The 21920-nt window shown below is 68.8% G+C and carries 19 protein-coding genes and 1 pseudogene; 4 read left to right on the top strand and 16 right to left on the bottom strand.

All coding sequences use genetic code 11. The annotated features are described in order from the left end of the window. Positions 1-28 precede the first annotated feature (28 nt). From ACFULV_RS10555 to ACFULV_RS10545, 3 genes are all read right to left on the bottom strand, one after another. On the bottom strand, positions 29-2302 hold the full coding sequence (locus ACFULV_RS10555) for a polyribonucleotide nucleotidyltransferase (protein WP_378626541.1): 2274 nt from the start codon (positions 2300-2302) through the stop codon (positions 29-31). A 414-nt stretch (positions 2303-2716) separates the two neighbouring features. Next, positions 2717-2986 (bottom strand): 30S ribosomal protein S15, encoded by a 270-nt coding sequence (gene rpsO / locus ACFULV_RS10550; protein ID WP_056811493.1) that lies wholly within the window; start codon positions 2984-2986, stop codon positions 2717-2719. Positions 2987-3112: 126 nt separating this feature from the next. Beyond that, positions 3113-4081 carry a bifunctional riboflavin kinase/FAD synthetase gene (locus tag ACFULV_RS10545; protein ID WP_378655333.1) on the bottom strand — a complete coding sequence of 323 codons (969 nt, stop codon included), beginning with the start codon at positions 4079-4081 and terminating at the stop codon, positions 3113-3115. Between the two features lie 102 nt (positions 4082-4183). Here ACFULV_RS10545 and ACFULV_RS10540 point away from each other — a divergent pair, with 102 nt between their 5' ends. After that, positions 4184-4945 carry a metal-dependent transcriptional regulator gene (locus tag ACFULV_RS10540; protein WP_378626537.1) on the top strand — a complete coding sequence of 254 codons (762 nt, stop codon included), beginning with the start codon at positions 4184-4186 and terminating at the stop codon, positions 4943-4945. A 19-nt stretch (positions 4946-4964) separates the two neighbouring features. Here ACFULV_RS10540 and ACFULV_RS10535 read toward each other — a convergent pair whose 3' ends face one another. From ACFULV_RS10535 to ACFULV_RS10525, 3 genes are all read right to left on the bottom strand, one after another. Beyond that, positions 4965-5807: a hypothetical protein gene (locus ACFULV_RS10535; RefSeq protein ID WP_378655330.1), complete on the bottom strand. Its 843-nt coding sequence runs from the start codon at positions 5805-5807 to the stop codon at positions 4965-4967. Positions 5808-5922: 115 nt separating this feature from the next. Beyond that, positions 5923-6345 carry an EF-hand domain-containing protein gene (locus ACFULV_RS10530; RefSeq protein ID WP_378655327.1) on the bottom strand — a complete coding sequence of 141 codons (423 nt, stop codon included), beginning with the start codon at positions 6343-6345 and terminating at the stop codon, positions 5923-5925. A gap of 92 nt (positions 6346-6437) precedes the next feature. After that, the gene (locus tag ACFULV_RS10525) at positions 6438-7553 is read right to left on the bottom strand and encodes a LuxR C-terminal-related transcriptional regulator (protein WP_378655324.1); all 1116 of its coding nucleotides are present in this window, start codon (positions 7551-7553) and stop codon (positions 6438-6440) included. 159 nt (positions 7554-7712) lie between these two features. Here ACFULV_RS10525 and ACFULV_RS10520 point away from each other — a divergent pair, with 159 nt between their 5' ends. Then, entirely contained in the window at positions 7713-9197 is a 1485-nt protein-coding gene (locus ACFULV_RS10520) for an FAD/NAD(P)-binding protein (RefSeq protein ID WP_378655321.1), read from the top strand. Positions 9198-9279: 82 nt separating this feature from the next. On the opposite strand, the gene truB is transcribed toward ACFULV_RS10520, so the two are convergent. From truB to ACFULV_RS10500, 4 genes and pseudogenes are all read right to left on the bottom strand, one after another. Continuing rightward, complete coding sequence (truB, locus tag ACFULV_RS10515; protein WP_378655318.1) at positions 9280-10212, bottom strand: tRNA pseudouridine(55) synthase TruB; 933 nt, start codon at positions 10210-10212, stop codon at positions 9280-9282. Then, on the bottom strand, positions 10212-10883 hold the full coding sequence (gene npt, locus ACFULV_RS10510) for a 4'-phosphopantetheinyl transferase Npt (protein ID WP_378626529.1): 672 nt from the start codon (positions 10881-10883) through the stop codon (positions 10212-10214). Before npt ends, truB begins: the two co-directional genes overlap by 1 nt. 444 nt (positions 10884-11327) lie before the next feature. Beyond that, positions 11328-11981 (bottom strand): annotated as a pseudogene (locus ACFULV_RS10505) (metallophosphoesterase family protein); the annotation flags it as partial. A gap of 57 nt (positions 11982-12038) precedes the next feature. Next, entirely contained in the window at positions 12039-12341 is a 303-nt protein-coding gene (locus ACFULV_RS10500; protein WP_378626527.1) for an ArsR/SmtB family transcription factor, read from the bottom strand. An 89-nt stretch (positions 12342-12430) separates the two neighbouring features. Between ACFULV_RS10500 and ACFULV_RS10495 the strand changes: the two genes are divergently transcribed. After that, positions 12431-12739, top strand: coding sequence for a putative quinol monooxygenase (locus tag ACFULV_RS10495; protein WP_378626526.1), 309 nt, complete (start codon positions 12431-12433; stop codon positions 12737-12739). Between the two features lie 17 nt (positions 12740-12756). On the opposite strand, the gene ACFULV_RS10490 is transcribed toward ACFULV_RS10495, so the two are convergent. Together ACFULV_RS10490 and ACFULV_RS10485 are read right to left on the bottom strand one after the other, a co-directional pair. Beyond that, entirely contained in the window at positions 12757-13902 is a 1146-nt protein-coding gene (locus ACFULV_RS10490; protein WP_378655315.1) for a lipase family protein, read from the bottom strand. Between the two features lie 168 nt (positions 13903-14070). Then, positions 14071-15411, bottom strand: coding sequence for an MATE family efflux transporter (locus tag ACFULV_RS10485; RefSeq protein ID WP_378655313.1), 1341 nt, complete (start codon positions 15409-15411; stop codon positions 14071-14073). A gap of 349 nt (positions 15412-15760) precedes the next feature. Between ACFULV_RS10485 and ACFULV_RS10480 the strand changes: the two genes are divergently transcribed. Beyond that, positions 15761-16927 carry an MFS transporter gene (locus ACFULV_RS10480; RefSeq protein WP_378655310.1) on the top strand — a complete coding sequence of 389 codons (1167 nt, stop codon included), beginning with the start codon at positions 15761-15763 and terminating at the stop codon, positions 16925-16927. A 1-nt stretch (position 16928) separates the two neighbouring features. Here ACFULV_RS10480 and ACFULV_RS10475 read toward each other — a convergent pair whose 3' ends face one another. The 4 genes from ACFULV_RS10475 to infB form a co-directional block, all read right to left on the bottom strand. Continuing rightward, positions 16929-17927, bottom strand: a complete 999-nt coding sequence (locus ACFULV_RS10475; protein WP_378626521.1) for a bifunctional oligoribonuclease/PAP phosphatase NrnA — start codon at positions 17925-17927, stop codon at positions 16929-16931. A gap of 119 nt (positions 17928-18046) precedes the next feature. Further along, on the bottom strand, positions 18047-18493 hold the full coding sequence (rbfA, locus tag ACFULV_RS10470) for a 30S ribosome-binding factor RbfA (RefSeq protein ID WP_378655307.1): 447 nt from the start codon (positions 18491-18493) through the stop codon (positions 18047-18049). A gap of 13 nt (positions 18494-18506) precedes the next feature. Beyond that, on the bottom strand, positions 18507-18800 hold the full coding sequence (locus ACFULV_RS10465; RefSeq protein WP_378628258.1) for a DUF503 domain-containing protein: 294 nt from the start codon (positions 18798-18800) through the stop codon (positions 18507-18509). 92 nt (positions 18801-18892) lie between these two features. Next, a complete protein-coding gene (infB, locus tag ACFULV_RS10460; RefSeq protein ID WP_378655304.1) occupies positions 18893-21913 on the bottom strand; it encodes a translation initiation factor IF-2 in 3021 nt (1006 codons plus the stop codon). Positions 21914-21920: the final 7 nt, after the last annotated feature.

Raw genomic sequence — 21920 nt, 5'->3', positions numbered from 1 at the left:
GGGTTTCGGCAGTCAGCAGCAGCGACGACTACTCGGCGTCGGTGTTCTCCTCGACGGCGGCCGGCTCAGCGGCAGCGGCCTCGTCCTCGACCGGGACGAGCGAGATCTTGCCGCGGTTGTCGATATCGGCGATCTCCACGCGCAGCTTGTCGCCGACGTTGACCACGTCTTCGACCTTGGCGACGCGCTTGCCGTTGCCCAGCTTGGAGATGTGCACCAGGCCGTCGCGGCCCGGCAGGAGCGACACGAACGCACCGAAGGCGGTGGTCTTGACGACCGTGCCCAGGAAGCGCTCGCCGACCTTGGGCAGCTGCGGGTTGGCGATGGCGTTGATCATGTCGATCGCGGCCTGGGCCGACGGCCCATCGGTCGCACCGACGAACACGGTGCCGTCATCTTCGATGGAGATGTTGGCGCCGGTTTCCTCGGTGATCTGGTTGATCATCTTGCCCTTGGGCCCGATGACCTCGCCGATCTTGTCGACCGGGATCTTGATGGCCGTCACGCGCGGGGCGTAGGGGCTCATCTCGTCGGGGTCGGTGATGGCCTCGGCCATCACGTCCAGGATCGTGGTGCGGGCGTCGTGCGCCTGGTTCAGCGCACCGGCCAGCACCTGCGAGGGGATACCGTCGAGCTTGGTGTCGAGCTGCAGGGCGGTGACGAAGTCACGGGTGCCCGCGACCTTGAAGTCCATGTCGCCGAAGGCATCCTCGGCGCCGAGGATGTCGGTGAGCGCGACGTAGCGGACCTCGTCCTCACCTTTGTCGTTGGTGATGGTGTCGGAGACCAGGCCCATGGCGATACCCGCGACCGGCGCCTTCAGCGGCACACCGGCGTTGAGCAGCGACAGCGTCGAGGCACAGACCGAACCCATCGAGGTCGAGCCGTTCGAGGACAGAGCCTCGGACACCTGACGGATGGCGTAGGGGAACTCCTCCTGCGAGGGCAGCACCGGCATCAGCGCACGCTCGGCGAGCGCACCGTGGCCGATCTCGCGACGCTTCGGCGAACCGACGCGACCGGTCTCGCCGGTGGAGAACGGCGGGAAGTTGTAGTGGTGCATGTAGCGCTTGGAGGTCTCCGGGCCGAGCGAGTCGACCTGCTGCGCCATCTTCACCATGTCGAGAGTGGTGACACCCATGATCTGGGTCTCGCCACGCTCGAAGATCGCCGAACCGTGGGCGCGCGGGATCACGTCGACCTCGGCCGACAGCTGACGGATGTCCGCCAGGCCACGGCCGTCGATGCGGAAACCGTCGGTGAGGATGCGCTGGCGCACCAGCTTCTTGGTGACCGAGCGGAACGCGGCGCCCAGTTCCTTCTCGCGACCGGTGAAGTCCTCACCCAGACGGGAGAGCACCTCGGCCTTGATCTCGTCGATCTTGGCTTCGCGGGCCTGCTTGTCGGCAATGCTCAGCGCCTGGTTCAGCTCGACCTTCGAGGTGCCTTCGACAGCCTCGAACACGTCGGGACCGTACGGCGGGAAGAGCGGGAACTCCTGGGTCGGCTTGGCAGCCAGCGCGGCCAGGTCGGCCTGGGCGCGGACCAGGCGCGCGATGAACGGCTTGGCGGCTTCCAGACCCTCGGCCACCACAGCCTCGGTCGGGGCCTGCGCACCGTCTTCGATCAGCGCGATGACCTTGTCGGTGGCCTCGGCCTCGACCATCATGATGGCGACGTCGCCGGTGTCGGTGACGCGGCCCGCGACGACCATGTCGAACACGGCGCCTTCGAGCTGCTCGACCGTCGGGAACGCGACCCACTGGCCACCGATGAGGGCGACGCGGACGCCACCGATCGGGCCGGAGAACGGAATGCCCGAGAGCTGAGTCGACGCCGAGGCGGCGTTGATGGCCACCACGTCGTAGAGGTCGGCCGGGTTCAGGCTCAGGACCGTGACGACGACCTGGATCTCGTTGCGCAGACCGTCGATGAAGGTCGGGCGCAGCGGCCGGTCGATCAGGCGGCAGGTCAGGATCGCGTCGGTGGAGGGGCGGCCCTCGCGACGGAAGAACGAGCCGGGGATGCGACCCGCGGCGTACATGCGCTCTTCGACATCGACCGTCAGCGGGAAGAAGTCGAACTGGTCCTTGGGGTACTTGCCGGCGGTGGTCGCCGACAGCAGCATGGTCTCGTCGTCCAGGTAGGCGGCGACGGAACCCGCGGCCTGCTTGGCCAGACGGCCGGTCTCGAAGCGGATGGTGCGGGTGCCGAAGCTGCCGTTGTCGATCAGCGCGACCGATTCGAAAACTCCGGGCTCGACCTCGACCGCAGTCGAAGGGCGTTCAGTTGTCTGCGTCATATTTTCTTCTCTCGACCTCTCGTCTCGCTGGTCGCGCTGCCGTTTCCAGGCGTACATTTCCCCTGGTGGGCGCGAACCCAGCTGTCGTCAGCCGTACCGGACACGGACACGTGGAAACCCTCCTGGCTGCCACGCGCAGCACCCGGCCGTATCCCCTTGGCTGGAACATTCCACAAAAGGGGCAACGCGGAGGCGATCATCGATCGAAGCCCGACGGCGGCGAGAACAACGCCTGCCGAAAGGCCACTACCGAAGACCGACGCCACGCGGACGGATGCACACGGCTGTCACATGTTGTAATGCAGCCGGGAACCCGATGGTCCCCGAATACACGAATAGCCAACGAGAAGAAGTGTACTTCTTCCCGTTGGCCAGGTGTCGACCGCCTCGACGAGGAGGCGTGTCTGATTCAGATCAGCGACGCAGACCCAGACGCTCGATGAGCGAACGGTAGCGGTTGATGTCGTTGGCCTGCAGGTACTTCGACAGGCGGCGACGACGACCGATCAGGGCCAGCAGGCCGTGACGGGTGTGGTGATCGTGCTTGTGCTGCTTCAGGTGCTCGGTCAGGTCCGAGATCCGCTTCGACAGCAGCGCGATCTGCGCCTCCGGCGAGCCGGTGTCGGTGGGGTGCAGGCCGTATTCGGCGAGAATTGCCGACTTCTGCTCAGTGGTCAGCGCCATGTGGCTCGACTCCTATTTTCAGTTCCGCGCTCGAAGGTCCGGTTACCCGGGATGGGCGCCACCGCGGACCGCAGCAAACCCGAGGAGCCACTCTACTTGACACGTAACGGCCGGGGTAATTCGGGCTCAGGCGTCGGCGGCGGTGAGAATCTTGCGCGCGGTCTCGACGTCGCGACCCATGGCCTCGACCAGATCGTCGATGGAGTCGAACTTGCGCATTCCGCGTAGTTGTTCGACGAAATCGACACCGACGTGCTGGCCGTAGAGATCGGCCTCGCCGTCGAGGACGAACGCTTCGACGGTCCGTGAGCGGCCCGAGAACGTGGGGTTGGTGCCGACCGAGATCGCGGCCATCGCGCGCTCGCCGGGTGCGGCGTTACCGATGGCTGGGCCTGCCCCGAGCACGGTGAACCATCCCGCGTACACCCCGTCGGCCGGGATCGCGGCGTGCATCGGCGGGGCGACATTGGCGGTCGGGAAACCCAGCCCGCGCCCGCGCCCGTCGCCGTGCACGACGACGCCCTCGACGCGATGTGGGCGCCCCAGCGCCTCGGCGGCCGCGGCCATGTCGCCCGCGTCGACACAGGCCCGGATGTAGGTGGAGGAGAAAGTGACAGCGTGTTCGCCGAGCAGGGTCACCCCGTCGACCTCGAAGCCGAACCGCTCGCCGAGTTCGCGCATCGTGTCGACGGTGCCCGCGGCCTTCTTACCGAAGGTGAAATTGTCGCCGACCACGACCTCGGTGACGTGCAGACGTTCGACCAGCAGGTCGTGCACGTATTCGGACGGGGTGAGCTTCATGAATTCCTGGGTGAACGGCATCACGCAGAACACGTCGATCCCGAGCTCCTCGGCCAGCTCCGCGCGGCGGGTCAGCGTGGTCAGCTGTGCGGGATGCGAACCGGGTCGCACCACTTCCATCGGATGCGGATCGAAGGTCATCAGAACCGAGCGCACGCCACGCTTACCCGCCGCGGCGACCGCGCGGCTGATCAGCTGCGCGTGCCCCCGATGTACCCCGTCGAACACGCCGATCGTGAGAACGCAACGCCCCCAGTCCGCGGGCACGTCGTCGAGACTTCGCCATCTCTGCACAGAGCGAAGCCTACGCAAAGCGGTGCCCGAACAGAATTCCGGTGTGCGGCGGATCGCCGGTGCGCGGCGTGCCGGTTCGCCGATGTGTCATTCGGGCCAGGGATGCCTAACATTGGTGATGTGCCAGCTAAACGAGATGTCGCGACCCGCAGCGCGCTGACGCAACCCGCCGAGCAGGCCGAACTCAGCCCCACGATCGCCCCCGAACTGTCGGCGGTGGCACAGGATTATCTGAAGGTCATCTGGACCGCCCAGGAGTGGTCACAGGAGAAGGTGTCGACCAAGTTACTGGCCGAGCGGATCGGCGTGTCGGCCTCGACGGTGTCGGAGGCGGTACGCAAGCTCACCGATCAGGGCCTGGTCGAACACGCCCGCTACGGCGCGATCACCCTGACCGAACACGGCCGTCGCGCCGCGGTCGCGATGGTGCGCCGTCATCGGCTGATCGAGACCTTCCTGGTGAACGAGCTCGGCTACGGCTGGGACGAAGTGCACGACGAGGCCGAGGTACTCGAACACGCCGTCTCCGACCTGCTCATGTCGCGCATCGACGCGAAACTCGGCCACCCCGACCGCGACCCGCACGGCGACCCCATCCCCTCCACCGACGGCGCCGTCCCCACTCCCCCCGCCCGTCAGCTCAGCGACTTCGCCGCGGGCGAATCCGGCCGGGTGGCCCGCATCTCCGACTCCGACCCCGCGATGCTGCGCTATTTCGACTCCGTCGGCATCGCTCTCGACACCACCATCGAAGTCGCCGAACGCCGCGATTTCGCCGGCACCATCGCCGTCCGCATCGCCTCGTCCGAGAATCCCACCGAGCTGGGAACCCTTGCCGCCGAAGCGATCTGGCTCACCGCCTGAGCTGTCGGGGCGCGCCGGATCAGCAGTTGAAATAGGTGCGGAGGCGGGCCGGTACGCCGTCGGCCGTGGCGGCGGTCCAGCACGTGTCGTGCGGGAACCGGACATAGGTGGTCCAGGTTCCCGAAGCGCGGGTGATGAGGCGCTGGTTGTCGCCGGGGGTATCCCAGCGGATGACACCCCACTGTCCGTCGCAGTCGGGGATGGTCGCGGCGGGTCCCGGATCGACGCCGAGTTCGGCTTCGATGGTGGATTCGGCGCAGGCGGAGGCGGGTTCGGGCGCGGCGTCCTGGAAGCGCAGTTCGCCGGTGGCCGTGCCGCCCGGGGCGACCAGGAACAGCGTGTGCATGCCTTCGGGGACCGGGTTCGTTCCCGACGGCGCGGTCATCCCGAAGTAATAGCAACCGATCTCGGTGGTGAACGCCGCCCGGCCCTGTTCGTCGGTGACACCGTCGCGGCGCACTGTTTCGGCCGTCTCACCGAGGGGGATGTCGTTGTTCGCCGGATCACACGGCTGCTGCAGCGAAAGATGCACCGGCACACCGGGAACAGGGACGCCGGACAGAGTCACGGTGCGCAGGACGACAGTGCCGGTCGCGACTGCGGGCGGCGTGGCGGTCATCGCCGGAGCGGTGGGCGCGCCCACAGACTTCGATGGGCCGCCCTCTCTGGCCGTAGGCGCGGGCCCGCCGGGAGTCACGGCGGGAGCAGCACTGGGAGTGGCGATCGGTATCGACGCGGTGACCGTGGTCGTCGAGCGCGCCGAGGTCGATCCCGGCACCTGCGGATCACCACTCCCACAGGCCGTGAGCAACACCGTCACGCCGGCGAGAACGCCGATCCAGGTCTTTCCGATCGCAGTCATGGTCTGCCCCTCCGCCGCGAAAGCTATTCCTCCTCGCTATCGCCGGTATCGGACAGGACGTTAGCGACACGTCCAGTGTCACTGACAGCCGAAGCCGCCGAATGATCCGGCACTGTCAGCGCGACAGGAAATCCAGGAGCACGCGGAATTCGGCGAGCGAGAGGTATCCGTCGCCGTCCTGGTCGGCGGCCGCGAGCAGGTCGGCGGCCGGTTCGTCGATGTGGCCCGCGCCGACGTGGCGAATCAGCGATTCGAGCTCGGTGACCGAGATCCGGCCGTCGCCGTTGATGTCGAAGACCCGGAACGCCGCGTCGGCGTCGGTGACCTCGATGCGCCCCGCGACGACGGCGGCATCGAATTCGGCGCGGGAGACGAGGAAATCGCCGTTGGTGTCTGCGGCGGCGACCATCCGCTCGATGGCTTCCCGGTCGACGTCGATTCCCGCCGAACGGATTCCGTCGGCGATGTCATCCACCGACACCAGCCCGTCACCGTCGCGATCCCACAGCGTGAACGTGTCGACCGACTCTGCACTCATCTCACGAATCCCTCTTCCGCGGCCACTACCGGCCGGTCACGCCACTCTACGGATTCCGGGGAGTGGGTGCGGCGCACACGAGTGGGCGACTCTCAGCTCGCCTGGCCGTCGAGCACGCGCAGTGTGATCGATTCGGCGGCCGGTTGCCGGTATTCGGTGAACAGGGCCGCGACGAGTTCACCGCGACTGGTGACGCCTGTCTTGTCGAAGACGGACTTCACGTGGTCGCGCACCGTGTGGGCCGATACCCGCAGGTACCGGGCGATGGCGGCGGTGGACAGTCCCGCCGCGACGAGTTCGGTGACTTCGAGTTCGCGGCGGGTCAGTTCATAGGCCGCGGCCACGAGTGCGGCCACCTCCGACGGCGTCGCGTGTTCGATCACCAGTGCTGTCGTAGTCGGGTCGCCGTTCACATCACGCAGACACGAGGCGTGGCAGACGAGCCACCGGCCGGTCAGCGTGCGAATACGGATGCGGGCGCTGTCGCCGGTGAGACGCGCACGCCCCGCCGTGCTGAGAATCCAGACGGGCAGCGGTAATTCGAGGCCGGAGTCGGTGGTCGTGGACGGGCCGGGCGGCATCTGCGCGAGCAGCTCACGGGCTTCGTCGTTCACCGAGAGCAGGGCGCCGTCGGCGCCGAACAGCAGCAGGCCGGGCGCGTGGACGCCGTCCGAGCCCGTGGTCGCCGGTCGCGCGAAGCCGCGCAAGCGCCGTGCCATCGGGGCCGACAACGCTTGCAGCACCGCGATATCGGCGGCGGCGAAGGCCTGCCTGCCACGGTCCCGGAACAAGCTCACCTGTCCCCAGCCCTGGCCGTCGACGCGCAGCACAGCCCGCAATTCGTCGCTGAATCCGCGGGGTCGCAGAAAACTTCGATACAGCGGGCTCAGCGTCGGCCGGTCGCCCGTGACCGCGCGCAAACCGGCCACCGGCACCTGTGCCACCGCCAGATCGCGGAACAGGTTGACGTGCTCAGCGAAAATTTCTGACTCCCAGTAGGTTCCGCAGCCGCCCTCGTGCAGGTTCTCCACCCGCACCGGCGCGGTGGTCAGCCCGTTGACCGGATCGGTGGCTACCCACACCGCGGCATCGAACCCCACGGATCGGCGCAATCGGGTGGACGTCCGCTCGAACAACTCGTGCGCATCCGGCGCCGCGGCGATCCCGCTGAGCAGAGCGGACAGGGAAGGCGAAGCCGGGGTGGTCATGTGCCCATTGTCGTCGCGTTCAGTGCTCGCCGACCATCCCGCAAACGCGGGATTTCGCAGCGACTCCGGCGCGACCACGCTGATCACCGAGCGGGCACGACGTCGTGCCCGCCATCGAATGAGAGTGCGCGGCAACGCCCTCCGACGACAGGAGTCGATATGCGAATCGGGATCATCGGTGCGGGAGTGGCCGCGGTCGGGTTGCTCGACGCGCTCGCGGGAGCCGACGGGGCACCGGGCACGATCACCGTGTTCGAGGGGTCCGCGGCGCTGTGGCGCGGGCGGGCCTATCAGCGCGATGTGCCCGCGGTGCGAGTGAACGCCCCGCCCGCGTTGATGTCCGCGCGGGCCAGCGATCATGGGCATTTCCAGGACTGGCTCGCCCAGCGACCGGACGCGGTGCGCTTCCTCGACCCCGGGTTGGGGCAGCCGATCGTGCCGCGCGCGGTGTACGGCGAGTACCTGGAACAGTCGGCGCGCGCGTCGATCGACCGGTTGCGCCACGACGGATGGCGGGTCGACGTGGTGAACGACCGGGTCACCGGCGTCGCACAGCAACAGCCGGTGGTACTGCGCACCGAGGGCGGTGTCACGTATCCGGTGGATCGCGTGGTGCTCTGCGTCGGCAGCGGCCGCCCCCGCGACCAGTACGGACTGACCGGCGCCCCCGGCTATTTCGACGAGCCGTATCCGCTGGCGCGCACGCTCACCGAGGTGGATCCCGAGGCTCGGGTAGCCGTGATCGGTAGCGGCCTGACCGCCGTCGACATCACGGCCGCGTTGACCGAGAACGGTCATCGAGGTCCGATCACCCTGCTGTCGCGCAGCGGGATCCTGCCGTTCGTCCAGCAACGTCCACGACCGCTGTCGCCGCGCCACCTCACCCCGGCCGCCGCGCTGGACCTCGCGGCGGGCGGGGCGGTCGAGTTCACCGCGGTGGTCGCGCTCCTGCGTGCCGAATTGGCCGACCTGGGTGAGGATTTCGACGCGTTCGCCGCCGATATCCGGGCGACCGGCTCCGAGGACCCGGTGCTTCGCCTGCGCCGTCAGCTCGCCGATGTCGACTCCAGCCTGCTGGGTCGACGCCTGCTCACGATGGCGATCCGCACGATGGGCCCGATCCTGTGGCCTGCCCTGACCGACGCCGACCGGATGATGTTGCGGACCGATCACTACCGCACGATCAGCAGCCTCAGCTCGCCGATGGTCCCGCACAACGCGGAAATCCTGCTGCGCCTGCTGGATTCGGGTCAGGTGCGGTTGCGCACCGGACTCACCGCGATCGCGGCGGACGACACCGGGTTCACGCTGACCGGCGAATCCACCGGGACGGCCGACATCGTGATCAACGCCGTCAACCCACCCGCCCATGTCACCCCGCAGGACACCGAGACGCTGATGACACACCTGCTCGACAGCGGCACAGCGCAAGTCGCGCCCACCGGTGGTCTCCGCGCCGAACCACGCACCCGTGCGCTGCGTGGCGGCACCTGGCACGTCCTCGGCAACCTGGCGGCGGATTCGATGTTCATCGCCACCAACCCACCCGGCCTCGCCGCGGAAGCGGCACTGCTGGCCGAGCACCTGACGAAGGAATCCGGCCTACCGGAATTCCGGCGCGAGGCATTGCCCGTGAGCAGCTGACCTCTGCCCCGCAGGCGATTTCGGCGGCGCGGGTGCCGGCCTCACCCGGCCACGAGGCTGGCATCGAACGACAACGAGCTCGTCAGTCGCCGATTCCCCTCGGGCGCACCACCATCACCGAGCCGGCGCGTTTGCCGCTCTCCTCCAGGAGTGCGATGGCCCGGCCCCGTGGGTCGATCGCGGCGTAGACGCCCTTGATGCCGACAGGCTCGAGCCAGCGGCCGGTCCGCAGGTCGGTGGCCTGCGATTCGTCGATGTCACGGAGCGGGAAGGCGGTGCGGACCGCGGCGTCGATATCGAGGCTGAGCAGGGGCTGTTCGGCTTCGGCCGCGGTCGCGAGTTGTTCGAGCGTGCGGGCGTGTTCGAGCGTGAAGGGACCGACCCTGGTGCGGCGCAAGGCTGTCAGGTGTCCGCCCACACCGAGGGCCGTGCCGAGGTCGCGGGCCAGGGCGCGAATATAGGTACCGGAGCTGCATTCGACCGCGACGTCGAGATCCACGAATTCACCGTCGGCGACATCGCGTCGGGCCAGGATGTCGAAGCGCGACACTGTGACCGGGCGGGCGGCCAGCTGCACCTCCTCGCCGGCGCGCACGCGCGCGTACGCCCGTTCGCCGTCGACCTTGATGGCGCTCACCGTGGCGGGGACCTGCTCGATGTCACCGGTCAGGGCCGCGACGCCGGCCGCGATCTCGTCGTCGGTGACGTGCAGCGCGGGTGTGGTCGCGGTGACCTCCCCCTCGGCGTCGTCGGTGTTCGTGGCCTGACCGAGGCGGATCGTCGCGGTGTAGGCCTTGGTGGTGAGCAGCAGCTGGCCGAGTAGTTTCGTGGCCCGCTCCACCCCGAGCACCAGCACCCCGGTGGCCATCGGGTCGAGGGTGCCCGCGTGGCCGACCTTCTTGGTCTGCAACAGCTTTCGGCTGCGCGCCACCACGTCGTGGCTGGTGAGGCCGCTGTCCTTGTCGACGATCACGAGACCGCCCAGCTCGCCCACCCGCGACACTCGCGCGGCCATCAGCCGTGTGCGATCGCGGTCAGGATCAGCCCGTCGGCGATCAGCCAGTTGCCGTCGAACTCGGTGAGCGCGGCGCCGCCGTCGTTCGTCCGGCCGGGCACGAGCAGCTTCGTGTGAAAAGTGCCCGATCCCGCATCGTCTGTGCGGGAGTCGATCTCGAAGGTGATGTGCGCGTCCTCGAAACCGAGCCAGCGCAGCGTGAGCGGGAACCAGGCTTTGTAGGTGGCCTCTTTGGCACAGAACAGCAGCCGATCCAGGTGCAGGCCCTCACCGGGCGTATCCGACAGCCACTCGCGTTCGGCGGGCAGGCTGACCGAATCGAGCACTCCCTCGGGCAGGGTGTCGTGCGGTTCGGCGTCGATACCGACGGAGCGGAAACGCAGCGAGTGCGCCATCGCGGCGGCACGGTAACCGTCGCAATGGGTGAGGCTGCCGACGATGCCGCGCGGGAACAGCGGCATGCCGCGTTCGCCCTTGCCGATCGCGACAGGCTGCTCACCGAGCTGTTCGAGGGCGAGGCGAGCACAGTGCCGGGCACCGATGAAATCCCGGCGACGCTTCTCCACGGACTTGGCGATCAGGTGCTCCTCGGCGGGATGCGCCGTGAGATCCTCCGGGAACACCAGCAACTCCGCCGAAGCCACACTCCTCGGCAAAATCCTCTCCAGCACTGACTTGTCCGCCTCTCCGCGTCTTGTGGCCAGACCTCGGCGCTGGTTGGGTCAGCGCCGGCGTCTGGCGGTACCGGGTGGGCGGGTTTGCTCGTGCCCGGTGAGTTGCCGATGTTCTTACGAAATCAGGCGTGGGGTTCTCGTGCAAATTCGCTGTCAGATGCCTCGCCTGCGCTCGGCCTTCTCGCGCATCTCGGCGGCCGCGGCTTCCATCTCCGGGGTGACCTTGAAGTGGCCGCCCCAGGAGTTCAGGTCGCCTTCGGCGTAGACCGGGTCGGGAAGGATCTGGCGCAGCAGCGGTTCCGGCATGCCTCGACGTTTCCATTCACGGGGATAGCCGAGGGAGACCTCTTCGAAGCGGACGCCGTCGTAGTAGGTGGTGCGCGGGATGTGGAGGTGGCCGTAGACCGAGCAGACCACGTTGTAGCTGGTGTGCCAGTCGGCGGTCAGGTCGGTGCCGCACCACAGCGAGAACTCCGGGTAGAACAGGATGTCGGTGGGCTGGCGGACCAGGGGGAAGTGGTTGATCATCACCAGCGGGGTGTCGGTGGGCAGCGCGTCGAGGCGGCGCTGGGTGTACTGGACACGGGCGTGGCACCAGGCGTCGCGGGTGAGGTACGGGTCGGGGGTCAGCAGGAACTCGTCGGTCGCCACGACATTGCGTTCGCGCGCCAGCGCCAGACCCTCCGCCTTGGTCTTCGTGCCCGCCGGTCGCCACGAGTAGTCGTAGAGCAGGAACATCGGCGCCAGGGTGACCCGGCCGCCGTACTTCTCGGCGCCCGGACCCGTCCACACCGGGAACGGGTCCTCGGGGGTGACGACATCGAGGTCACGACACATCGCGACGAGATAGTCGTAGCGGGCGGCGCCGTGCATCTGCACCGGGTCCTTCGGCGTGGTCCACAGCTCGTGGTTGCCCGGTACCCAGATCACCTTGGCGAAGCGGCCGCGCAGCAACTCCAGCGCCCACCGCACCTCCTCGGCCTTCTCCCCCACGTCACCGGCGACGATCAGCCAGTCCTCGGGCGAATCGGGAACGATCTGCTCCACCACAGGCTTGTTGCCCTGATGCCCCACGTGCACATCGCTGACCGCCATCAACTTCGGAATCACCTGTCCACAGTGGCACACCCCGGGCACGCGGCGCCTGCGGGTTCACCCCTGCGCGTCGGCTGCCTCGGCCACCAGCAGATCGAGCAAGCCGGGAAAACGCGCGTCGAGGTCGGCCCGCCGCAGGACGACGGTGCTGCGATTGCCGTAATTCACCTGCCGGACCAGCCCCGCCTCGCGCAGCACCCGGAAGTGGTGGGTGCGGGTCGCCTTCGTCACCGGTAGGTCGAACGACGAGCAGCTGCGGTCGCCATCGGCGGGATCCAGCGCGAGCAGGGTGATCACGCGACGCCGCAGCGGATCGGCCAGCGCGCCGAGTACCGCTCCCAGCTCGAGTTCCTGGTCCACCCACCACCTCCACATAGGTACGGCTTGCATCATACCTAGCTGCCGCCTAGCGTCCTTAGGTACGTAGAACATCGTACCTAAGGAGCATCATGTCGAGCACCTACGCGCTGGTGGGGTTCGCCCACCCGAAACCCGAACGCCGCGACGACCTGCGCGAGCTGCTGCTCTCGTTCGTCGAACCGACCCGCGCCGAAGAAGGCTGCCTCGAATACCACTTCCACGTCGACAGCGACGACCCCTCGGTCTTCGTCTTCTACGAGGTATGGCGCAGCAAAGCCGACCTCGACCGCCACCTCGCCCTGCCGCACATGCGGGACTTCTGGAATTCCCGCCTGGACTACCTGACCCGCGACCTGGACATCCGCTGGATCGACATGCTCAGCCCCTATCCCCGCTGAGCCGTCCCGCTCCCGGGTCAGGCGGTGGCGAGTAAGCCGTCGACGAAAGCCAGGACCCGGTCCTGCGATTCGACGCCGACCTGTTCGTGTCCGCCCGGGTACTGCGCGAACTCGACCTGGGTGCCCGCCGATCGCATCTGCGCGAGCAGCGCGAAGGTCAGCGGCAGCGGAACCACCGTGTCGGCCGCGCCGTGGGCGATCAGCACCGGTTGGCGATAACCGACTGTGGGGACCACCATGTAGTCACGCAGCGCCGCGCCGATGCCGTCGGCCGCCACGGGCTTCGCCAGCAGCGCGCCGATCGACGCACCGCCGACGGCCCGGTCGAAATCGTCGACACAACTGGTGGCGATCGCGTCGACCACTTCGCGTCCACGAGCGCTGAGCAGACCGTTGACATCCAGGTCGGGACGGGTGGCGCGCAGCCCGGCGAGCATGCCCGCGAACGGGCCGACGAGCCGGTCCACCACGGGGAGGTTCGGGACCTCGGGACCGAGCCGGGTCAGAATCTGCTCGTAGTTGGATGCCGGCGCCAGCGCCACGGTGCCGCGGAAGTCCAGTTCGGGCGCGTAGTCGTCGGCGAGGTTGCCGGTCCCCAGTGCGGCATGTCCGCCCTGCGAACCGCCGACCACGGCCCACGTCCGCGCCAGACTCGGCTCCGCGGCCCGCGCGGCACGAACCAGGTCGATCGTGGCCGTGGCCTCGGTGCGAGTGTGCAGGTACGGGTGCACGGTGTCGGAGCCGGGCGACAGGCCGAGGTAATCCGGTGCGACCACCGCCCAGCCACGATCGAGGAACGCTCGCAGCAGCGGGCGTTCGTGCCGCGCCTTGTCGGTGGTGAGGCCGCACCGGGGCCCGAGCCCACTGGTCCCGTGATCCCACGCCACCACCGGATAACCACCTGCCGGGGCGGGCGTATCCGGGAGCAGCAACAGCCCGGCCGCGTTCGCGATGCCGTGCGTCGCGCCCTCCGTGCGGTATTCGACGATGGCTGCCCGCGACCAGTCACCCCAGCCGGCAGGCTGGGCGGTATGGGCAATCAGCTGCCCCGGCGCGACGGGCGCCGCCTGCGCCGCGGGCCCCGCGCCCACCGCGCCGATCAGCACCAGTGCCGCGGCCACCGCCACCCGGCCGCCCTGGGCAATCACGTCGTGCACGGCCATTGCGCCTCCATCGTCGATCCCACTGTCCGCACTAGCGACGGTAGGCGATCGACTGCCGAGAAGCACCTTCGTACCCGTCACCGGAGCCGAATCTGCTGTGTCACACAGGTTTCCACGACACTGTGTTTCCACGACACTGTGTTTCCACGGCACTATGTTTCCACGGCACTATGCGGCGCCGTGCGGGATCTCGGCGCCCACCTTGGCCCAGCGACCGGATCGTGCGCGGGCGATGACGGCCAGCAGCCGAGCCAACATGAAGACGACCAAACCGGTCCAGATTCCCGCCACACCCCAGTCGAAGATCAGCGACAGCCAGATCAGCGGCAGGAAGCCGGTCAGGGCGGCGACGAGGGTCGCGGTGCGCAGGAAGGCGGCGTCGCCCGCGCCGAGCAGGACACCGTCGAGGGCGAACACCGCACCGGCCACCGGGATCATGGCGACGAAGAACCACCAGATGACATGGGTGCGTTCGAGGACCTGGGGGTCGTCGGTGAACAGCAGCGGGATCGCGGTCACGCCCGCGGCGAAGACGGCGGCGAGGAGCAGCGCGAAGATCTCGGACCAGACCGTCACCCGGCGCGCGATCGCCTTGGCGCCGTGGGCATTACCGGCACCGAGGGCCGCGCCGACCAGGGTCTGGGCGGCGATGGCGAGCGAGTCCAAGGTCAGGGCGAGGAAATTCCAGAGTTGCAGGACCACCTGGTGGGCGGCCACGGACGCGGCGCCGAAACGAGCGGCCACCGCGGCGGCGGAGACGAAGCAGATCTGGAACGACAGACTGCGGATGATGAGGTCGCGCCCGAGGACGAGTTGAGCGCGCATCACCGCGACGCGCGGTCGCAGCGAAACACGTTCGCGCAGCAGGGCATAGGCGAACAGGACGCCGGAGACCGATTGGCCGACGAGATTCGCCACCGCCGAACCGGCCAGTTCCATGCTCGGCGCGCCGAGCAGTCCGTACACCAGAACCGGACACAGCACCGCCGACAACGCCAGGCCCACCACCACGTAGGTCAGTGGTCGTCGCACATCCTGCACGCCGCGCATCCACCCGTTGCCCGCCATCGACAGCAGGATCAACGGCACGCCGAACAGCGCGATCCGCACCCAGATCAATGCCTCGTCGGCGATCTCCCCACCGCCGGAGAGCACCGAACACAGTGGCACCGCGAACAACTGGATCACCGCGACGATCACCAGACCGATCGCCACACCCACCCAGCTGGCCTGCACGCCCTCCTCGACAGCACCTGTCCGATCCCCCGCACCGTGTCTGCGGGCCGCACGCGCGGTCGTCCCATAGGACAGGAACGTCAGCTGGGTGCTCACCGACCCGAGGATCACCGCGCCGACGGCCAGCCCGGCCAGTGCCAGCGCCCCCAGCCTGCCGACCACCGCGATGTCGAAGAGCAGATACAGCGGCTCGGCGACCAGCACACCCAGGGTGGGCACGGCGATGCCGAGAATTCGCCGCGGCCCGACCTGGTCGACCTCATCGCCGGTCATGGCTTCGTCCCTCGGTTCAGCGGACCCCACACCGACCTCCCACCGGTCACCACGAACTCATCGGACGCGCCGCCGACCTGCCGATGGTGGCACACGCCACCGACACATCGCCCATCACGTGCGTCGGCGATCTCGCCGTTCGCCGGGCATGATCATGGTCGCGGTGGTCGTGCACCGACGCCGCCACCCACACCGCCGATCGCGGACACACGTACCCATCGGCACGAAATCGCGGTACGAAGTGTGGACGACAGGCAGGATGAGTGACGATACTGGTCGTCTGCCCAGCTCGGGTGGAACGATGACATACCGCGGACGCCTGGTTCGCCCGGACAACTCAGGATCGACCATGGTGTTTGTGCAGCGATGGCGGGTGATCACGGCGTTCGCCCTGGTCGGCGCGGCCACCCAGCTGGTGTGGCTCACCTACGCGCCGGTGACGACCGTGGCGGCGGAGCACTTCGGTGTGTCCGAGTCCGCGATCGGGTGGCTGGCGAACATGTTCCCGCTGCTCTATGTCGTGCTCGCCGTGCCCGCCGGAATCGCCCTCGATCGCTGGTTCCGCCCCAGCCTGATCGCCGGCGCGGTCCTCACCGCGATCGGTGCTGCCCTGCGCCTGCTCGACGGCGGGTTCGCGATCGTGCTCATCGGTCAGACCGTCGTCGCCATCGCGCAACCACTGGTGCTCAACGCGATCACCGGCATCGCGGGGCACTACCTCGACGAGAAGGACCGGCCGACAGGTATCGCGGTGGGCACCGCCAGCACCTTCGCCGGGATGGCCGCCGCGTTCGTCCTCGGCGCGGCGCTGCCCGCGCAAAGCCAGCTCACCACCCTCACCGCGATCGGCACGATCTTCGCCGCCCTGGCCGCGGTCGCACTGACCGTCGAACTGATGCGCGCGGGCACCGGACCTGCCGCGAGCACTTCGACCTCGCTCGTCGCGCTCCGAGCGACCCTCGGCGACCGGTATGTGCGCCGGCTCTGCGTCACCGTGTTCTTCCCCTTCGGCACGTTCGTCGCGCTGGCGACCTATGGCCAAGCACTGCTGGAACCGTCCGGCGTGAGCGCTGACGCGGCCAGCATCGTGCTGCTGGTGAACGTCCTCGCCGGTGTCGTCGGCTGCGCGGTGATCCCGGTCGCGGTCCTGCGCCGCGGTATCGAACTCCCCGCCGTGATGGTCGGTCTCACCGCCAGCGCCGCCGCCTGCCTGCTCGTCGCCCTCGCCCCCGGCCTTGCCACCGGCTTCCTGGCCTTCGTCCTCATCGGCCTGACCCTGCTCCCCGCCCTCCCGATCGTGCTGGCCATGGCCGAACGCCACACCGGCGCCGCGGAAGGCACCGCCGCGGGCCTGATCTGGATGACCGGCAATCTCGGCGGTCTCGTCGTAGCGGGCCTGACCGGCCTCCTCGTAGACCAGCCCGCCCTGGCCTTCACCCTCTGCGCCACCACCACCGTCCTCGGCGTCCCCCTGGCCCTGCGCTTGCGCCGCGAGAAGACCGTCGCCGCGACCTAGGTCAGCCCAGGGCGGCGATCAGGGCGCGGACGACATCCTCGGCGTTGCCGTAGGTGGTGTAGCCGGCGGCGAAGCGGTGGCCGCCGCCGCCGAAAACCCCGGCGACCGCGGCGACATCGATGCCGTCGGTGCGGCCGGGGGCGGAGTCACGCGATCGTAGGGAGACCGTCCAGCGGTCGTTCTGGCCGCGGGCTTCCTTGAAGACGGCGGCGATGCCCGCTTCGGCGGTGGTGCGGATGACGTCGATGACGCTCTCGACCTCTTCGGGGCCCACGTCGTGGGTATCGGCGGCGCGCACGAGCGCGTAGACCAGGCCGACACCGGCGGCGGCGGGCACGACCACAGCGGTGGACAGCACCTTCGACAACATCGGGAGCCAGGCGTAGGGGTGGGTGTCGAGCAGGACACGGGTGATCTCGGTGCCGTCGATGCCGGTGGCGAGCAGGCGCTCGGCCATCGCGTGGCTGCCGGACCGGGCCCAGCGAAACGAGCCGGTATCGGTGACCAGGCCCGCGAACAGGCAGTGCGCGATGGGGGCGTCGATCTCCACGCCCCACGCATCGAGGAGCCGGGTCACCAATTCGGTGGTCGAGGCCGCGGATTCGTCGATCAGGTCGACGGTGCCGAAGCCGTCGTTGGCCCGGTGATGATCGATCACCAATGTCATTGTCGCACCGGGTAATCGGTCGGCGAGAGCGCCGAGACGGCTGCGCGCGCCGCAGTCGACGACGATGAGCAGGTCCACCTCGGCCGGGACCTGCGCGGGCGGCACCACCAGCTGCACACCGGGCAGCGTGCGCAACGAAGCGGGCAGCTCAGCGGGCTCGGCGAAGGACACACACACCGGTACCTCGCGCCGGTGCAGCGCCAACGCCAGCGCCAGCCCGCTTCCCACGGTGTCGGCATCGGGCTGCACGTGGCACAGGATCGTCACCGAGCGCGCCGCCGCCAAGGCGGCGACGGCTGTACCCAGTTCGGTCCCGTCGCGGACGCTGGTCATCCGGCGTCCACGACGGGGACCGGTCGTCGGCCCGACAAGGCGGTGGCCACCGGGCAGGATGACGCACCCTGCGTGGTCACTCGGGCTACCGCCTGCGGGCGCTGACCGGACATGCCTGCCTACTCGTCTTCGTCGTCGCGATCGGCCTTGTACGGGTCGGCCTCACCCGCGTGCTTGGCGTTGGCGGCGACCTTGGCCACCTCGTCGTCGATGGCGCGAGCTCTCGCGAGCAACTCTTCCATCTCGCGGGCCACCTCGGGCACCTTATCGAGAGTGAAAGACAGGATCGGGGTGAACTTCACTCCGGTACCCGCGCCCACCTTGGACCGCAACACACCCTTGGCCGCGTCGAGCCCGGCGGCGGCCTCAGCGTAGTCGGGTTCGGCGTCGATGGTCTCGCCCATCACCGTGTAATAGACGTTCGCCTCGCGCAGATCCCCGGACACCTTGGCATCGGTGACGGTGACGAACCGCAACCGCGGATCCTTGATCTCGTATTCGATCGCGGTGGCCACGACCGCGGAAATCCGCTTGGCGAGCCGGCGTGCCCTGGCTTGATCAACCATGGCGGTACCTCCCTTAGTCTTCGGGTCCGAAGATCCGGCGGCGTACTGCCAGCAACTCTATCTCCGGACGCGCGGCAACGTGCCGCTCACACTTGTCGAGCACCTCGTTCAGGTGTCCCGTTTCCGCACTGACCATGGCCACGCCGAGCAGTGCCCGGCGGTGCAGGTCCTGATCTCCGGCTTCGGCGGCATTCACGCCGAAGCGCTTTCCCAGCTCGGCGAGGATCGGCCGGATCACCGACCGCTTCTCCTTGAGCGAATGCACGTCACCGAGCAGTAGATCGAATTCGAGCGCACCGATGAACAGCGGTGCTCACCTCCTGGTAGATGGGTTCCCGCAAGACTCCACGCCGCACCCGAAGAATCGGATGCGGCGTGGATCGAGCGGTATTGCGTTGATCAGTCGCGCGGCTTTTCACGAAGCTCGTAAGCCTCGATGATGTCGCCGTCCTTGATGTCGCTGTAGGTGACGGTCATACCGCACTCGAAACCTTCGCGAACCTCAGGAGCGTCGTCCTTCTCCCGCTTGAGCGAGGAGATGGTCATCGTCTCCGCGATCACTCGACCGTCACGGATCAGGCGCGCCTTGGCGTTGCGCTTGACCGAGCCCGAGGTGACCATGCAACCGGCGATGTTGCCGATCTTGGACGAACGGAAGATCGCGCGGATCTCGGCGCGGCCCAGCTCGACCTCTTCGTAGATCGGCTTGAGCATGCCCTTGAGGGCCTTCTCGATCTCGTCGATCGCCTGGTAGATCACCGAGTAGTACCGGATGTCGACGCCTTCGCGGTTGGCCAGCTCAGTGGCCTTGCCCTCCGCGCGGACGTTGAAGCCGATGATGATCGCGTTCGAGGCCGACGCCAGGTTGACGTTGGTCTCGGTGACGCCACCGACACCGCGGTCGATGACGCGCAGACGCACCTCGTCGTCGATCTCGATCCCGAGCAGGGCCTCTTCGAGGGCCTCGACGGTACCGGAGTTGTCGCCCTTGAGGATCAGGTTGAGCTCCGAAGTCTCCTTCAGTGCGGCATCCAGATCTTCCAGGCTGATCCGCTTGCGGCTGCGAGCGGCCAGTGCGTTGCGCTTGCGCGCATTGCGGCGATCGGCGATCTGACGGGCGATGCGGTCTTCCTCGACCACGATCAGGTTGTCACCAGCGCCGGGGACGGAGGTGAAACCGATGACCTGGACCGGGCGCGACGGAGTCGCCGCGTGGACGTCCGCGCCGTGCTCGTCGACCATGCGACGGACGCGACCGTAGGCGTCGCCCGCCACGATCGAGTCACCGACGTGCAGGGTGCCGCGCTGGATGAGCACGGTGGCCACGGGGCCACGGCCGCGGTCGAGGTGCGCCTCGATGGCGACACCCTGGGCGTCCATGTCCGGGTTGGCCCGCAGGTCGAGCGAGGCATCCGCGGTCAGCAGCACTGCTTCGAGCAGCGCGTCGATGTTGGTGCCCTGCTTGGCCGAGATGTTGACGAACATGGTGTCGCCGCCGTACTCCTCGGTGACCAGGCCGTACTCGGTGAGCTGCTGCTTGATCTTGTCCGGGTTCGCACCCTCTTTGTCGATCTTGTTGATCGCGACAACGATCGGCACGTCAGCGGCCTGCGCGTGGTTGATCGCTTCCACCGTCTGCGGCATGACGCCGTCGTCGGCCGCGACCACGAGGATCGCGATATCGGTGGCCTTCGCACCACGCGCACGCATGGCGGTGAACGCCTCGTGACCCGGGGTGTCGATGAAGGTGATCAGGCGCTCTTCGTCGTTGAGGTTGGTGAGCACCTGGTAGGCACCGATGTGCTGGGTGATGCCACCGGCCTCGCCCTCGGCGACGTTGGCCTTACGGATCGTGTCGAGCAGTCGGGTCTTACCGTGGTCGACGTGACCCATGACGGTCACGACCGGCGGACGGTGCTCGAGGTCGTCCTCGCCGCCGGCGTCTTCGCCGTAGGTGAGGTCGAACGACGACAGCAGTTCGCGATCTTCGTCCTCGGGGCTGACCACGTGGACGACGTAGTTCATCTCGCCGCCGAGCAGCTCGAGGGTCTCGTCGTTCACCGACTGGGTCGCGGTGACCATCTCGCCGAGGTTGAACAGAGCCTGCACGAGAGCTGCGGGGTTCGCGTCGATCTTCTCGGCGAAGTCCGACAGCGATGCGCCGCGGGCGAGACGGATGATCTCGCCGTTGCCGCGGGGCAGACGCACGCCACCGACGGCGGGAGCCTGCATGTTCTCGTACTCGGCGCGCTTCGCCCGCTTCGACTTACGGCCACGGCGAACCGCGCCACCGGGACGACCGAAGGCGCCTGCGGCACCACCGCGGCCACCGGGACCACCGGGACGACCGCCGCCGCCACCGGGACGACCACGGAAACCACCGGCCGCGGGAGCACCGGCACCGGGAGCGCCGGGGGCACCGCCACCGCCACCGCGGTAACCGCCACCGCCGCCACCGCCACCACCGGGACGGCCTGCGCCGCCACCGCCGGGAGCGCCGCCGGGACGACCCGGACGGCCACCGGCCGCGGGGCCGGGACGTGCGGAGCGTGCGGGCATGGCACCGGGGTTCGGACGCGGAGGCATCGAACCCGGGTTGGGACGGGGACCACCGGGACGCGGGGCGCCGCCCTGCGCGGCGGCCGGACGCTGACCCTGACCACCCTGACCGGGGCGGGGACCGCCCTGACCGGGAGCGGGACGCGGGCCACCCTGACCGGGAGCCGGACGGGGACCGCCCTGACCCGGAGTGGGACGCGGGCCACCCTGCGGGGCGGGACGCGGTGCCGGACGCTCACGATCGGGCGCCGAGCTGAACGGGTTGTTGCCGACGCGCGGAGCCTTGGGCCCCGGCTTCGGGCCGGGACCGGCCGGACGCGGGCCGGGTGCGGCAGCACCCGGAGTCGCCTGACCCGGACGGGCCTGACCTGCGGCGGGAGCCTGTGCCGGACGCGGCGCGGCGGGAGCCGGACGCGGGCCGGGCGCGGGAGCGCCTGCGGGCTTGGTGGCCGGAGCCGACTGCGCGGCGGCCGGAGCGGGGCTCGCGGGTGCCGGCGTAGCGGGCTTGGCCTCGACCGGAGCGGCCTGTTCGGGCTTCGGCGCAGCCGGCGCGGCAGCGGCTGCCGGGGCGGGAGCGGCCGGAGCCGGACGCGGACCGGGGCGAGGGCCACCGGGGGTGGGCTTGGCAGCCGGACGGGCTGCTGCTGCCGACGACGGGCCGGGACGGGCCGCCGACTTGGCATCGGCCGCCGGAGCGGACTTCGACGCCAGAGATTCGCGCAGACGACGTGCGACGGGTGCTTCCACCGTCGAAGACGCCGACTTCACGAACTCGCCTTGCTCCTTGAGCTTCGCGAGTAGTTCCTTGCTTGTGACACCGAGCTCTTTAGCCAACTCGTGCACGCGGGCCTTGCCTGCCACTGCTCTC

The sequence above is a fragment of the Nocardia sp. NPDC057272 genome (assembly GCF_042668615.1).
GTDB lineage: Bacteria > Actinomycetota > Actinomycetes > Mycobacteriales > Mycobacteriaceae > Nocardia.
Note: the sequence above shows the minus strand (reverse complement) of the source record. Positions and strands in the feature narration are given on the sequence as shown.

Coding starts and splice junctions, on each gene's coding strand:
- ACFULV_RS10555 (WP_378626541.1), bottom strand. CDS start 2,302: ATGACGCAGACAACTGAACGCCCTTCGACTGCGGTCGAGGTCGAGCCC.
- rpsO (WP_056811493.1), bottom strand. CDS start 2,986: ATGGCGCTGACCACTGAGCAGAAGTCGGCAATTCTCGCCGAATACGGC.
- ACFULV_RS10540 (WP_378626537.1), top strand. CDS start 4,184: ATGCCTAACATTGGTGATGTGCCAGCTAAACGAGATGTCGCGACCCGC.
- ACFULV_RS10535 (WP_378655330.1), bottom strand. CDS start 5,807: ATGACTGCGATCGGAAAGACCTGGATCGGCGTTCTCGCCGGCGTGACG.
- ACFULV_RS10530 (WP_378655327.1), bottom strand. CDS start 6,345: ATGAGTGCAGAGTCGGTCGACACGTTCACGCTGTGGGATCGCGACGGT.
- ACFULV_RS10525 (WP_378655324.1), bottom strand. CDS start 7,553: ATGACCACCCCGGCTTCGCCTTCCCTGTCCGCTCTGCTCAGCGGGATC.
- ACFULV_RS10520 (WP_378655321.1), top strand. CDS start 7,713: ATGCGAATCGGGATCATCGGTGCGGGAGTGGCCGCGGTCGGGTTGCTC.
- truB (WP_378655318.1), bottom strand. CDS start 10,212: ATGGCCGCGCGAGTGTCGCGGGTGGGCGAGCTGGGCGGTCTCGTGATC.
- ACFULV_RS10495 (WP_378626526.1), top strand. CDS start 12,431: ATGTCGAGCACCTACGCGCTGGTGGGGTTCGCCCACCCGAAACCCGAA.
- ACFULV_RS10490 (WP_378655315.1), bottom strand. CDS start 13,902: ATGGCCGTGCACGACGTGATTGCCCAGGGCGGCCGGGTGGCGGTGGCC.
- ACFULV_RS10485 (WP_378655313.1), bottom strand. CDS start 15,411: ATGACCGGCGATGAGGTCGACCAGGTCGGGCCGCGGCGAATTCTCGGC.
- ACFULV_RS10480 (WP_378655310.1), top strand. CDS start 15,761: ATGGTGTTTGTGCAGCGATGGCGGGTGATCACGGCGTTCGCCCTGGTC.
- ACFULV_RS10475 (WP_378626521.1), bottom strand. CDS start 17,927: ATGACCAGCGTCCGCGACGGGACCGAACTGGGTACAGCCGTCGCCGCC.
- rbfA (WP_378655307.1), bottom strand. CDS start 18,493: ATGGTTGATCAAGCCAGGGCACGCCGGCTCGCCAAGCGGATTTCCGCG.